Genomic DNA, 12,835 nt, shown 5'->3' with positions numbered 1-12,835 from the left:
CCCGGCCTAGCCTGGGAGCACCATGACCGAGACTGCGGCGACGCCGACCCCAGTGCCCGCCGGTGGGAACGTGCCCGCGCGCGGGATCCTCGCCGGCCAGAGGCTGCTCGACCGCTGGCTCCACATCTCGCTGGTGGTGCTCGTCGTGGCCTCGGTCGTGCGCTATCTGCAGGGTCACGGCCTCGGCGACCAAGCGGCGGTGGTGCTGCCCGGCGCGGCCCTCCTCCTGGTCGCGTACGCCGCGGGCCGCCGCCTGACCGGCACGGCCGCGATCGTCTGGCTGGCCGCGGTCGTCGCCTGCTGGACGCTGCTGGCGCTGATCGCGCCGTCGTTCTCGTGGGCCGCGGTGCCGCTGGTCTTCCTGGCGCTGAGGGTGCTGCCGTTCCGCTGGGCCGTGGCCGCCACGGTGTTCCTGGTGGCGGTCGTCGCGGTCGCCTGGAGCCGGATGACCGGCCTGGCCGACCCGACGGTGCTGCTCGGCCCCGTCTGTGTCGCGGTGCTCGCGGTCACCGCCTACCGGGCGCTGGAGCGCGACGCGGCGACCCGGCGGGCGCTCCTCGCCGACCTCGAGTCGGCCCAGGACGAGGTGGCCGACGCCGAGCGCCGTGCTGGTGTGGTCGCCGAGCGCGCTCGGTTGAGCCGGGAGATCCACGACAGCGTCGCCCAGGGCCTGACCAGCATCAACCTGCTGCTCCAGGCGGCCGATCAGGAGTGGGAGGTGCGCCCCGACGACGCCCACAGCCATGTCGACCAGGCCGCCACCATGGCCCGCTCCTGCCTCGACGAGGCCCGCCGGGTCGTCCGCGACCTCGCCCCCGCCGAGCTGACCGGCGGATCGGCCCTGGTCACCGCCGTACGCCAGGTTGCCGGCGACGTCGCCGCGACCACCGGGTTGTCGGTCCCGGTCCACGTGCACGGCGAGCCGCACGAGGTCGGCGGCCGTGTCGCCACGGCCGTCGTACGCACCCTGCGCGGCGCCCTCGCCAACGTCGCCGAGCACGCTGCTGCGACGACGGCGGTCGTCTCCCTCACCTTCCACGAGGGCGGTGTCGCTCTGGACGTTCGTGACGACGGGGCCGGGTTCGATCCGGCCGCGATCAAGGAGTCCGACGGCCTGCGTGGGCACGGGCTGGCCGGCATGCGGGCCCGTGCGCGGCTGCTGGGCGGCGACCTGGCCATCGAGAGCGCGTCTGGTGAGGGCACCGTGGTCGCGGCATCGTTCTCGGCCGGACAGTTCGACAGCGAACAGGCCGCCAAGAAACAATCTGCTGCCAAACGATCCGATGTCGAACCATCCGCCTCCGACACCCAGGGAGAGCCTCGTGACTGAGCCACACATCCGGGTCGTGCTGGTCGACGACCATCCGGTCGTCCGGGCCGGCGTACGGGCCCTGGTCGACGGCCAGGACGATCTGGAGGTAGTCGGTGAGGCGGCCGACTCCGCGGAGGCCGTCGCGGTCGTCGCCGAGACCGAGCCCGACGTGGTGCTGATGGACCTCAGCCTCGGCGACGGACCGAGCGGCGCCGAGACCACCCGGATGGTCCGCGACCTGCCGTCGCCGCCGCAGGTGCTGGTGCTGACGACGTACGACACCGAGGCCGACGTGCTCGAGGCCGTCGACTCCGGAGCGGCGGGCTACCTGCTGAAGGACGCGCCACCTGACGAGCTCTTCCGGGCGATCCGTGGCACCGCCAGGGGAGAGACCGTGCTGGCGCCGTCGGTCGCGACCCGGCTGCTGCGGCGGGCCGCCTCGCCGACGCCGAAGGTGAGCCCGCGCGAGGTCGAGATCCTGCGGCTGCTCGCCAAGGGTCTGGGCAACAAGGAGATGGCCCGCGAGCTCCTGGTCAGCGAGGCGACGGTCAAGTCGCACCTCTCCCACATCTACACCAAGCTCGGCGTCGACACCCGCGCCGGCGCTGTCGCCACGGCCATCGAACGCCGCATCCTGCGGCCCTGACTTCCGTTAATCTCGGGGTCGTGCCGGTGAACATGCATTTGGTCGTGGGTTTCCTGCTGCTCTCAGCCCTGCTGTCGGCGGTCCCCGGGCCGTCCGTGCTCCTGGAGACCAGTCGGGCCATCACCCGTGGCCGCCGGTCGGCGATGTGGATCGTCTTCGGCAACGCGCTCGGTGGCATGGTGCTGCTCGCCTTGGTGCTCGCGGGCCTCGGCGCGATCGTCGCGACCTCGGCGCAGCTGTTCCTGGTGCTGAAGATCGTCGGCGCTGCCTACCTGCTGTGGCTCGGGATCGCGGCGATCCGCTCGGGTCTCTCGGCGCCGGACGAACAGCACCTCGATGCGGCCGACGAGCTACCGGCCAGGCGAGGCGCCGCCGTACGCCAGGGTTTCGCGGTAGGCGTCGCCAACCCCAAGAGCATCGTGTCCCTGATGGCAGTCCTACCCCAGTTCGTCGACCTCGACCTGGGCAACCCGACGCTCCAGATGCTGATCATCGGTCTGGCCGGCGGTCTCGCCCAGGTCGGCATCGAGACGATCTGGGTCGTCGCAGCCGGGACCTTACGGTCATGGTTCCAACGGCGACCCGTCCGGATCCGCTACCTCAAGGCAGCTGGGGGCGTGGCCATGATCGGCCTCGCCGGGAAGCTGGCAGTCGCTCGCTAGCGCCGACCTGGGGAGGGTGAGCCGCACCAGGTACGCCTCACCCTCCCCGGCTTCAGCAGGTCGCCAGCAGCATCGGCTCGAGCAGCAGGCCGAGGTCGTAGGGCGGCTCGGTGGCGCCGGTGTAGTCGCGGCCGGTCCACGCGAGGCTGATCTGGCGCTTGCCGTCGCGCGAGCTCCAGTTGATCGACTCGGTGCCGAAGTGCGCGCCGTCGTGGCCGTAGAGGTATTCGCCCTCCGTGCAGGGGTCTGCGACGCGATAGATGCCCAGCCCGTACTCGGGATCGGCGCTGCCCGCGCGAGGCGGGAGCATGGCGTCGACCGACGCCGGCGAGACCAGGTCACCGGTCAGCAGCGCCTCGTTGAGCGAGGCCAGGTCGCGGGTGGTGCTGGTCGCGGCGCCGGAGGCACGGAAGACGCTCGGGTCCAGGTCGGTCAGCGGCTGCCATCCGGTCTGGTCGATCGTGACCGCACCTTCGAGGAACGGACCACGGTTGTGCGAGGTCTCGGGGTAGTCGGACCGGTGCATCCCGGCCGGCTTGAAGATGCGCCGGCGCAGCAGGTCGTCGAGCTCCTGCCCGGTCTCCTCCTCGAGCATGACGCCGAGGGCGACGTAGCCGTAGTTGGAGTAGCTGAAGTCCGTGCCCGGCTCGAAGAGCCAGTCGACCGAGCGCATCGCGGCCAGGTGCTCGGCCTCGGTGTAGTGCTGCTTGACGGCGTCGATGAACTGCTCCCACGAGTCGGGGTCGTCGATGCGCGTCAGCAGCAGCTCCTCGGGCCCGCGCGGAGCGCCGGAGGTGTGGCTGAGCAGATGCTGGATCGTGACGCCGTCGGGGAAGATGCCCGGCAGCACGTCGTCGGCGGGCGTGTCGAGGGTCCACGTGCCCCGCTCGACCTCCTGCATGACCAGGGTCGCGATCATCGTCTTGGTGTTGCTGGCGACGTGGAAGCGGTCGCCGTCCTTGACCGGCTTGTTCTTCCCGACCTCACGTACGCCGCCGGACCCCGACCACTCCAGGTCGGGCGCCTCGACCCGGGCAGTCACCCCGACGGCTCCGTCGGCGATGAGGGAGTCGACGGCCGCGTCCAGGTCGGTGGCGGTTGGAGCCGCAGTCTTCGCCTGCAGGCCCTGCTTCGCGGCAGCTGCCCGCTCGGCGGCCGTCCGTTCGGCGATCGCGGTCGCCTCCCGGGTCAGTGCGGTCGGGTCCTGCCAGGTCGGGGAGGGCTTCGGTGCCGGATCGGCGTACGCCGCCGGGACGGCCGTCAGAGGGAGGAGCACCGCGGCCAGCGCCGCGGTGCTCGTGCGGAGGATCTTCCGAGACATGCCTGCTCCTGTCGTCGTTGACTGTCACAGGCATCGTTGCGCGCGCACACCCCGGCAGGCATCAGCCTCGAGACTGAGATCGGCGGCGCCGGCGTCAGTCTCTGAGCTGACGTCGAAGCGCGCGGGCCGCCTTGCCCTTGCGGGAGAAGAGGTCGCGGCGCTCGGCAGGAGTCATCGGGGCGAGCTTGTCGATGACCGAGGAGGGGAACCCGGCCACCTCGGGAGCCTCGCCGATCGGCACCGTGGTGTGGACGACCGGTGCTCCGGGCACGCCGCCGACGCCCTCGTCGTAGAGGTGCACCAGCGAGATCGCCTGGTGTCCGTCGACGGAGGCGGAGTAGCGGTCGACGGTCGCCGGAGCGGCCGTGTAGCAGCTCGCCGAGGCGACCGAGACCGGGATGCCGGCGAAGGTCGTGCTCGTCGAGTAGTGCAGGTGACCTGCGAGGATGGCGCGTACGTCGGTGCCGGCGAGCACCTCGGCCAGCCGGTCCTGGCCGTCGAGCTCGATGATCACGCTGGCCTCGTTGAGCGGCAGCGGCACCGGCGGATGGTGCATCGCCAAGAGGGTGCCATGGGGCGCGGGCTCCTTCAGCACGTCGGCGAGCCAGTCGAGCTGGGCGTCGGTGAGATCACCGTGGTGCCAACCGGGCACGGTGGTGTCCAGCACGACGATGCGCAGGCCGCCGATCTCGTGCACGCGGTCCTGCGGGGCGTCGGAGCTCTCGCCGAAGAGCACGTCGGAGTAGACCTCGCGCTCGTCGTGGTTGCCCATCACCCAGATGAGCTCTGCGCCGAGCTCGGCCGCGACGGGCTCGACCTGCTTGCGGAGGCGTACGTAGGCGTCGTGCTCGCCCAGGTCGGCGAGGTCACCGGTGAAGACGATGGCCTGGGGTGGCGTGACCATCCCGCGGAGCCGCTCGAGGGCGAGCCTGAAGCCCGGCTCGGGATCGACCTTGCCGAAGATCAGCCGGTCCCCGGCGTAGAGATGGGGGTCGGAGAGGTGGGCGATCGCGTGGCGCGGAGCGGGATACTGGCCGAATTGCACGTCCTCAGCCTAGAACGACGCCGAAGTGGCGGCGGGCTGGGAAACTCCGGATGCTCGGGAAAACGAGCAGGTGGCCCTGGCTGTGCCTTTCGGCACGTCCAGGGCCACCTGTCAGATTCGACCAAGTAGATCCGTAAGGGCTAGATCACCGGGTCGAGGGTGTGTCGTCTCAGAAGATTCCGAGAGCCGACATCGGGTTCGGGATCTGGTCCGTCGGGACGCCGTCGAGGGCCGCGCTGTCACGCGGCATCAGGAAGGAGACCTGGTCGAGCTCGTCGGAGGACAGCTCGGAGGGGAGGGCCCCACCGGCGATCTTGTCCATGACGATGCCGGGCGCACCGACGTAGACGCCGGCGACGACCATGGCGGCACCGGTGCCGACCTGGTGTGCGCCACCGTCCCAGTTGACCCACGCCTTCTTCTGTGCGGGGCTCAGGTCGCTGCCGGTGGCACCGGCGAGGATCAGGCCCGGGGCACCGACCCAGGCGCCGCTGACCATGCGGGCGCCGCCGCCGGTCACCTGGCCGGCGCCGCAGATGAAGTCGGCCCAGGCCTTCTGGCTCGAGGGCGAGAGGTCCGAAGCGCCGCCGGTGTTCTCCTCGACGCACTCGGTGGCGGTGCGGTTGTGGTCGTTGGTGTGCGTGAGCGGAGCCGCGTTGGCGGTCCCTGCGCTCATCGCGACGGCGACACCCGAGAAGGCGGCTACGGCCACGACGCGGCGCAGCAGCCCTGTCTTGTTGTTCATCTTGCTACCTTTCGATCAAACTAAATTGGATCAAACACATGCGAACGCGCCCCCGGATCGACGAAGCATGAAGTCGATACGTTCACGTACGCAGTGCGACGATATGGGAAATAAAAGAGATAACCGTTAGCGACACGGATGTTTCGGTGTCAACCAAAAGAATCCGAGGCCGAGACCAGTGACCTGGCCTGGTGGTCCGGTCGACGGTGACGGTCGGGAAGGGAGCTGCCGACCGGCACCGTCGCGGGCCGACTGGATCAGAGGGACCCGAGGGTCATCGGGTTCGGGATCTGGTCGGCGGGGATGCCGTCCAGGGCCGGGCTGTCCTGCGGGATCAGGAACGAGACCTTCTCCAGCTCGGCCGGCGAGAAGTCGGCCGGGCTCGCGCCGCCCTCGATCTGGTCGATGATGTAGCCGGGGCCACCGATGTAGGCGCCGGCGACGACCATGGCGACACCCATGCCGACCTTGTGGCCGCCCTCGTCCCAGTTCTGCCAGGCCATCATCTGCTCGGGGGTCAGCGGCTGGCCGGTGGCGCCGGCCAGGATGAGGCCCGGGGCGCCGACCCAGGCGCCGCTGATCATCTGGGAGGCGCCGCCGGCCGCGATGGCGCCGCCGGCGATGAAGTCGTCCCACGCCTTCTGCGTCGAGGGCGAGATGTCTGCCGACGAGACGGAGGCAGCGGTGGGCACCTCGGCGGTCGCCGGAGCGGCCGTGGCGGTGCCGGTGGTCAGTGCGAGAGCGACACCCGAGAAGGCGGCGACGGCCGCGGCGCGGCGGAGCAGCCCTGTGTTCTTGCTCATTTTCATACCTTTCGTTGGTCAGGCCGAATGGAAACAACATCAGCGACCACGGTGCGTCGGCGCTTGTTGCGTCGACTCGTCCCAGGCCGGTTACTGACGCTATGAATCCCAACAGATAGAGGGAGAGAACGACACGGTCTATCGGTTACCAAGCAGACGTAAACGTTCCATACCGATGGGTAATGCCGTTAGGGGGATATGAAGATGCGCCGTACGACTGAATTTCATCCAATGCACTGGTGAACGGAGCGCGCCGTCATGACTGCGTTCACCCCCGACGGCGAGCGTTGCGGTCATGGATCATGCTGCGGCCGTCGGGCTGGCCCTCGGCGCGTGTGTCCTCTTCTCCCTCTCCGCCGCGGTGCAGCAGAGCGCCAGCACCCGCGCCCCCGGGCGCAGCGGCGGGATAGCCGGCGTCGAACAGCTGATGCTCGCGCTGGTGCGCAACCCGCTGTGGGTGGTCGGTGCCGGGATCAACGCCGTCGGGTTCGGTACGCAGGCGGTGGCGCTCCATCTCGGGTCGGTCTCGGTGGTGCAGTCGGTGATGCCGACGCAGCTGCTCTTCGCGCTCGTCTTCGCGGCCGTTGCCGCTCGACACTGGCCGACGGTGGCCGACTGGGGCAGCGGTGCGGCCATCTGTGCCGGCGTCATCCTCCTGGTCACCGACGACCATCGCGGAGGCACCTATGCCGACGTCGGTCGGGTCGCGCTCTTCGCCGCGTTCGTGGCGGTGGTGATCTGCGCCCTCCTGCTGGTGGCGCACAGGTTCCCGCCGCCGATCGCGGCCGCGACCACTGCGGTGGCGGCGGGATGCTCGTTCGCGACTACCTCGGTGCTGCTGAAGATCACCGCCGACCGCGCCGCCACCGACGGCTTCCTGGGGCTGCTCACGCTGCCGGCGTTCTACGGCCTGCTGTGCACCTGCGGCCTGGGGATCGTGCTCACCCAGGCGGCGCTCGCCGCCGGACCGCTGCCCTGGGCGATGGCGGCGATGACGATCACCAACCCCACCGTCTCCTACGCCGCGGCCGTCATCGTCTTCGGGGCCTCGGCTCCCACGCTGTGGGTGGCGGTGTGTGCCGGGGCGCTGTTGGTCGTCGGGATCATCGGGCTCGCTCGGTCACGCTCGGCGGCGAGGTGGACCCCTGGGCAGCCGGGCGCGGCCGGATTCGTCCCGGACGAGCTCTCTGCACGGAAATGATCCGGTCGAAGATGATCCGCTGAGGAATCATCGGATCAGCAATGATCTGCTGAAGACTAGTCGTGCTCCTGCATCGACCGCGGCCACGAGCGCCGCCTCGTCGATCGGGGCTTGAGGTGCTCGGGGAGCGCGCTGATGTACGGCGCGGCATGGCGACAGGCGCTGCAGGTGACGTCGCGGTAGTCGTAGGAGGTCGACGGATCGTCTCCGTAGGCCCGGCACACCGCGCCGAAGGAGTCGGCGAAGTGAGTCTGCTGCGTCGGCAGCGTGGTCATTGGTACGGCTTCGACGGCGGTCGTCGAATCGCTCATGCTGGCCCCCCCGAGTGGTCATCGGCATCAAAGCCTGGGTCGCCGACGAGACCCCACGTCTCGTGGTTCATGCCGGCGGCGGCCGGCGTCCCCAGGCGAATCCCGTCCACCATAGGCCCGGAACGACCCGCCTACGTGTGGGCGAAACGTGAAATCTTGTGGAGATCCCGTTGCCTGTAGTGATCGCTCAGGCATAGCGCCGAGACCGTCGGGCCGCCTGGCGCTGCCGCGAACGTGCGAGCACATAGGTGGGCGCCGACTCCCGGGCGAGGCTCTCGTGGAGCGAGAGCATCTCCTCGATCGTCCGTGCCCACGGGAACTGCTCGGCCCGCTCGCGGGCCGCCTGGCGAGTCGCCGTCACCGGCCGCTCGGCGACATCGATGACGGCGTCGGCGAGCGCCGCGGGGTGCGCCGCGCCCCAGGCTCCGCACCGGCGGTCGACGAGCTCGCGGGCTCCGCCGCGATCGGCGGTCACCACCGGCGTACCGCTGGCCAAGGCTTCCAGCACGGCGAGCCCGAACGTCTCGCGGGGGCAGACGGAGAGCGCGACGTCGGCCTCGGCCAGGGCGCGGGCGATCCGCTGCCGGTCGGAGACGTGCCCGTGGAAGACGACCGGCGCATCGCCAGCGAGCGCCTCGATCTCCGCGCGGTGGGGCCCGTCGCCGTAGACATCCATGCGTACGTCGAAGCCCCTGCGATGCAGCTCGACCGCGGTGGCCACAGCGAGGTCGGGCGACTTCTCGCGGGAGAGACGCCCGACATGGATGAGGTTCAGGGTGTCGCCGCGGTGGGCGAGCGACGGCCGGAAGAAGTCGAGATCGACCCCGAGCGGCACCTGCGCGATCGGGCAGCCGACGGTCGCGGCCAGCGGCTCGAACTCGTGGCGGGCGTAGTCGGAGGTCACCAGCACCTGGTCGAAGGAGCGCACCAGCATCCGGTTGAGGAGCGCGGTGGAGACCTTCGAGGTGGTGTCCATGCCGGTGTAGGTGGGCATGTACTCGTCGAGCCGCTCATGCGAGAAGAGCACGGTCCCGATGCCCTGGCGCCGGGCCCAGCGCGAGACCGGCAGCATCGTGAACTTGTCGCTGACCTCGAGGCTGGTCGGGTTGAAGCGGCTGAGCACGTCGGTCACCCGCCACGGCTCGATGATCAGCCGGTAGCCGCCGCCGACCCGTGGGGCCCGCAGCTGAACGACCTCGCCGAGCTCGGTCGACGTGACCGCGTCGTAGGGGCCGGGCACGACGAGAAGACGGTCGTGGCCGGCGTCGAGGTAGCCACGGGCGAGAGCTTCCAGGGCCGTCTTCATCCCACCGGAGGTGGGGCCGACGAAGTTCGCGAGCTGAGCGATGAGCACGGCCACATCGTGGGGCACCCAGGTATCCCCACGGCGACCTCGATGTGACGCCGGCATGGCGGGGCAACGTATGAGGCGGCGTACGGGGCGACGTATGGGGCGAGGTACGGGCAGGGTTTTCGGCGCGGTCTCATCTGCCCGGGGGTAGCGTTTGGGCATGACCAACCTTGACCCACATCCCACCCCGGTCGAGTGTGTCGGGGGCACAGGTGAGGAAGGCGTCGAGATCCAGATCATCGCGCCGCGCGACGTCCCGCTGGGAGGCCCGCGGGCGATGAACGTACGCCGCACCCTGCCCGCCCGCGCGCGGTCGCTGATCGGGGCGTGGTGCTTCTTGGACCATTACGGTCCCGACGACGTCGTCGTCTCGGGCGGGATGGAGGTGCCTCCCCACCCGCACACGGGGCTGGCGACGGTCTCGTGGCTGTTCACCGGCGAGATCGAGCATCGCGACTCGGTCGGCACGGTCGCGATGGTGCGTCCGGGTGAGGTCAACCTGATGACGTCCGGCCGGGGGATCTCCCACTCGGAGAACTCGACCGCAGACACGACCGTTCTCCACGGGGCCCAGCTGTGGGTCGCGCTCCCGGACGAGTTCCGCGACGCCGAGCCGGCGTTCCAGAACCATCGGCCCACGCCGATCGAGCAGGACGGTGCGACCGTGCGGGTCTTCCTGGGGTCGCTCCTGGGCGCCACCTCACCGGTGCGGACCCACTCGGAGATCCTCGGCGCCGAGATCCTGCTCGAGCCCGGCGCGCGTCTCGAGATCCCGGTCGACGACCGTTTCGAGCACGGCGTGCTGGTGGACACCGGCGTCGTGGAGATGACGGGCGTGGGTGCGGCCGGTCCGGCCTCGGCGACGGTGGCGAAGGACTCGCTGGCCTACGCGCCTCCGGGAGCCGAGACGCTCGTCCTCCAGGCCGACGACGCCTGGACCCGGGTGCTCCTCCTCGGTGGGCCGCCGTTCGGCGAGTCGATCATCATGTGGTGGAACTTCGTGGGGCGCACCCACGAGGAGGTCGTCGCCTACCGCGAGGAGTGGCAGGACCAGATCACCCGCGGCGGTGCGGTCGTCGACGACTCGCAGGAAGTGGCCGACGGCCGCTTCGGGGTGGTCGAGGGCAACCATCAACGTCCGATCCCGGCACCCGCGCTCCCCAACGCCCGCCTCCGCTCCCGCTCCTAGACACGGGCGTCGAGTCGGCTCGTCAGAACGAGCCGACTCGACGGAGATCTCGGTCAGGACGAGCCGACTCGACACGTCGGGCCGACCCCCGAGCCCTCGGCCCAGCCACGCTCGAGCCCTAGACTCGTACGCGTGAATGTGGAGCAGCCCGACCCCGGAGTAGTCCTCGCCGTCGCCGTCGGTCGCAGCCGCAGCCAGGCAGCGCTCTTCGACCTCGCGGGGCGCGAGCTGGCAGGTGACACGCGCGACCATGAGGTCGGCATCTCCGCCGAGGCGCTGATGCCCGAGGTGGTCGAGCGGCTGACGAAGATGGTCACCGCGGTCGACCTGCCGGTGCTGGCCATCGGGATGAGCCTGCCCGGCGTGGTCAACCCGGATCTCGGTATGAGCATCGACACCCCGGCGATGGGCGGCTGGGACGGCGTACAGCTGGCCGTGTACTTCCAGTCGCTGACCGACGCCCCGCTGATCCTCGCCCACGACGCGCACGCGCTGGCGCGCTCGGAGCTGTTCAACGCCGACCATCCCGTACGCAACGCCTTGGTCGTCAAGGCCTCGACGGGCCTCGGCATGGGCATCATCGCCGACGGCAAGGTGATCACCGGAGCGCTCGGGGCGGCCGGCGAGATCGGCCACACCCGTATCGACGCGGCCGGTGACCGGCCCTGCCGCTGCGGTTCGACCGGCTGCCTGGAGACGGTCGCCTCCGGCTGGGCGCTGGCCCAGCGGCTCACCGACTCCGGCGTACCCGCCGGCCACGTACGCGACCTGGTGGCCGCCGCGCTCGCCGGCGACGCCGTCGCGCGCGGGCTGCTGCGCGAGGGTGGCCGCCAGCTCGGCGAGGTGGTGGCCACGGCCGTCAACCTGCTCAACCCCGAGGTGATCGTCATCGGGGGCGACATGGCGGGTGCCTTCGACCTCTACACCGCGGGCGTGCGCGAGAGCGTCTACGCGCGCGCCAACCCGATCGCCACGCGTGAGCTCACCTTCATGGCTCAGCTCCACGGCGACTCGTCCGGGCTGGCGGGCTGCGCCGCGATCGCGATCGAGCACGTCCTGCAGACCTGACCGACCACCGGCCACGGGTGAGGGCGCTCACGTTCTGCGGGCCCTCGTGCGGCGCTGCGACGGCGCCGACCTGCGGGATCGTTAACGTGGCCAGGTGATCACAGGTCTGCTCTGGCTGCTCGGCTGCCAGCTCGCCGGCACGGCGATCGTCGACGTCACCGGGATCCCGCTGCCGGGGCCGGTGGTCGGCATGCTGCTGCTCTTCATCGTGCTGGTCGTACGTCGACGCGGCGGCGAGGATGACCCGATCATCCAGGTCGGCGACTACTTCCTCTCCCACCTGCAGCTCTTCTTCATCCCGGCCGGTGTCGGCGTGGTCGTCTACTTCGCGATCATCCGCGACGCGGCGCTGCCGATCGTGGTCGCGCTGCTCGGGTCCTGGCTCCTCGGGCTGGCGACGGTCGGGTGGGTGCTCACCCTCGCGCTGCGCCATCTGCCCGGTGTCGGCTCCGAGGGCGCGCCGGGGGAGGAGATCGAATGACCCTCATCCTGTGGCTGTTCGTGACGGTCGCCGCCTACGAGCTCGGGCGATGGATCCGCAAACGCACCGGATCCTCGCTGGCGCAACCGGTGGCGATCGCGATCGCGATCATCGGTGTCCTGCTGGCGGCCAGCGGCACGGCGTACGACGACTATGCCGACGCCACCACGCTGATCAGCTTCCTGCTCGGTCCGGCGACGGTCGCGCTGGCGATCCCGCTCTACCACCAGACCGCGCGGCTGAAGGGCATGGTCGTACCGGTGCTGGTCGCGCTCGGAGCGGGCGCGGTCGTCTCGATGGTCAGCGGCATCCTGCTGGTGCGCTGGCTCGGCGGCAGCGACGCGCTGGAGCGCACGATGGCGACCAAGGCGGTCACGGCGCCGGTGACGATCGCCCTCGCCGACCGGCTGGGTGGCTACCCGGAGCTGTCGGCGTGCTTCGCGATCGTGATCGGCATCGTCGGCGCGATGCTCGGGCCGCGGCTGCTGACGCTCCTCGGTGTGCGTGACCCGCGGGCGCGCGGCGTCGCCGTCGGTGCGGTCTCCCATGGCGTCGGCACCGCTCGGATGCTCGAGGAGGGCCGTGTCGAGGGCGCCTTCTCGGGGCTGGCGATGGGGCTCACCGCGGTCGTGACGTGCCTTCTGCTCCCACTGGTGGCACACCTCCTCCTCTGAGCCTTCCCACGCCTTAACGTTGGTGC

At 70.4% G+C, this 12,835-nt stretch carries 14 protein-coding genes; 8 read left to right on the top strand and 6 right to left on the bottom strand.

The window, feature by feature from the left end:
- Window positions 1-22: 22 nt before the first annotated feature.
- Genes FB381_RS22225 through FB381_RS22215 form a run of 3 tightly spaced genes read left to right on the top strand, consistent with a single transcriptional unit; the run spans window position 23 to window position 2,620 of the window.
- Window positions 23-1,330: a sensor histidine kinase gene (locus FB381_RS22225; RefSeq protein ID WP_141782254.1), complete on the top strand. Its 1,308-nt coding sequence runs from the start codon at window positions 23-25 to the stop codon at window positions 1,328-1,330.
- Complete coding sequence (locus FB381_RS22220; protein ID WP_246088266.1) at window positions 1,323-1,958, top strand: response regulator; 636 nt, start codon at window positions 1,323-1,325, stop codon at window positions 1,956-1,958. Before FB381_RS22225 ends, FB381_RS22220 begins: the two co-directional genes overlap by 8 nt.
- A gap of 32 nt (window positions 1,959-1,990) precedes the next feature.
- Window positions 1,991-2,620, top strand: a complete 630-nt coding sequence (locus tag FB381_RS22215; protein WP_246088333.1) for a LysE family translocator — start codon at window positions 1,991-1,993, stop codon at window positions 2,618-2,620.
- Between the two features lie 52 nt (window positions 2,621-2,672).
- On the opposite strand, the gene FB381_RS22210 is transcribed toward FB381_RS22215, so the two are convergent.
- From FB381_RS22210 to FB381_RS22195, 4 genes are all read right to left on the bottom strand, one after another.
- A complete protein-coding gene (locus FB381_RS22210) occupies window positions 2,673-3,941 on the bottom strand; it encodes a serine hydrolase domain-containing protein (RefSeq protein ID WP_141782251.1) in 1,269 nt (422 codons plus the stop codon).
- Window positions 3,942-4,035: 94 nt separating this feature from the next.
- Window positions 4,036-4,986, bottom strand: coding sequence for a metallophosphoesterase (locus FB381_RS22205; protein ID WP_141782250.1), 951 nt, complete (start codon window positions 4,984-4,986; stop codon window positions 4,036-4,038).
- A 169-nt stretch (window positions 4,987-5,155) separates the two neighbouring features.
- Window positions 5,156-5,731 carry a type III effector gene (locus FB381_RS22200; protein ID WP_141782249.1) on the bottom strand — a complete coding sequence of 192 codons (576 nt, stop codon included), beginning with the start codon at window positions 5,729-5,731 and terminating at the stop codon, window positions 5,156-5,158.
- 257 nt (window positions 5,732-5,988) lie between these two features.
- Window positions 5,989-6,534, bottom strand: coding sequence for a type III effector (locus FB381_RS22195; protein WP_141782248.1), 546 nt, complete (start codon window positions 6,532-6,534; stop codon window positions 5,989-5,991).
- A 295-nt stretch (window positions 6,535-6,829) separates the two neighbouring features.
- On the opposite strand from FB381_RS22195, the gene FB381_RS22190 reads away from it, so the two are divergent.
- On the top strand, window positions 6,830-7,735 hold the full coding sequence (locus FB381_RS22190) for a DMT family transporter (protein WP_141782247.1): 906 nt from the start codon (window positions 6,830-6,832) through the stop codon (window positions 7,733-7,735).
- A 56-nt stretch (window positions 7,736-7,791) separates the two neighbouring features.
- Here the strand turns inward: FB381_RS22190 and FB381_RS22185 are convergent, their stop codons facing one another.
- Entirely contained in the window at window positions 7,792-8,046 is a 255-nt protein-coding gene (locus FB381_RS22185; protein ID WP_141782246.1) for a hypothetical protein, read from the bottom strand.
- A gap of 187 nt (window positions 8,047-8,233) precedes the next feature.
- Complete coding sequence (locus FB381_RS22180) at window positions 8,234-9,352, bottom strand: glycosyltransferase (protein WP_425465461.1); 1,119 nt, start codon at window positions 9,350-9,352, stop codon at window positions 8,234-8,236.
- A 205-nt stretch (window positions 9,353-9,557) separates the two neighbouring features.
- Here FB381_RS22180 and FB381_RS22175 point away from each other — a divergent pair, with 205 nt between their 5' ends.
- From FB381_RS22175 to FB381_RS22160, 4 genes are all read left to right on the top strand, one after another.
- Window positions 9,558-10,586 (top strand): pirin family protein, encoded by a 1,029-nt coding sequence (locus FB381_RS22175; protein WP_141782244.1) that lies wholly within the window; start codon window positions 9,558-9,560, stop codon window positions 10,584-10,586.
- Between the two features lie 132 nt (window positions 10,587-10,718).
- Window positions 10,719-11,654, top strand: coding sequence for an ROK family protein (locus FB381_RS22170; protein WP_141782243.1), 936 nt, complete (start codon window positions 10,719-10,721; stop codon window positions 11,652-11,654).
- Between the two features lie 94 nt (window positions 11,655-11,748).
- Window positions 11,749-12,135 carry a CidA/LrgA family protein gene (locus FB381_RS22165; protein WP_141782242.1) on the top strand — a complete coding sequence of 129 codons (387 nt, stop codon included), beginning with the start codon at window positions 11,749-11,751 and terminating at the stop codon, window positions 12,133-12,135.
- On the top strand, window positions 12,132-12,809 hold the full coding sequence (locus FB381_RS22160) for an LrgB family protein (protein WP_141782241.1): 678 nt from the start codon (window positions 12,132-12,134) through the stop codon (window positions 12,807-12,809). The genes FB381_RS22165 and FB381_RS22160 overlap by 4 nt, the downstream gene beginning before the upstream one ends.
- The last annotated feature ends 26 nt before the right edge of the window (window positions 12,810-12,835 follow it).

Source organism: Nocardioides albertanoniae (genome assembly GCF_006716315.1).
Classification (GTDB): Bacteria; Actinomycetota; Actinomycetes; order Propionibacteriales; family Nocardioidaceae; genus Nocardioides; species Nocardioides albertanoniae.
This window is presented reverse-complemented; position numbering and strand designations above follow the sequence as displayed.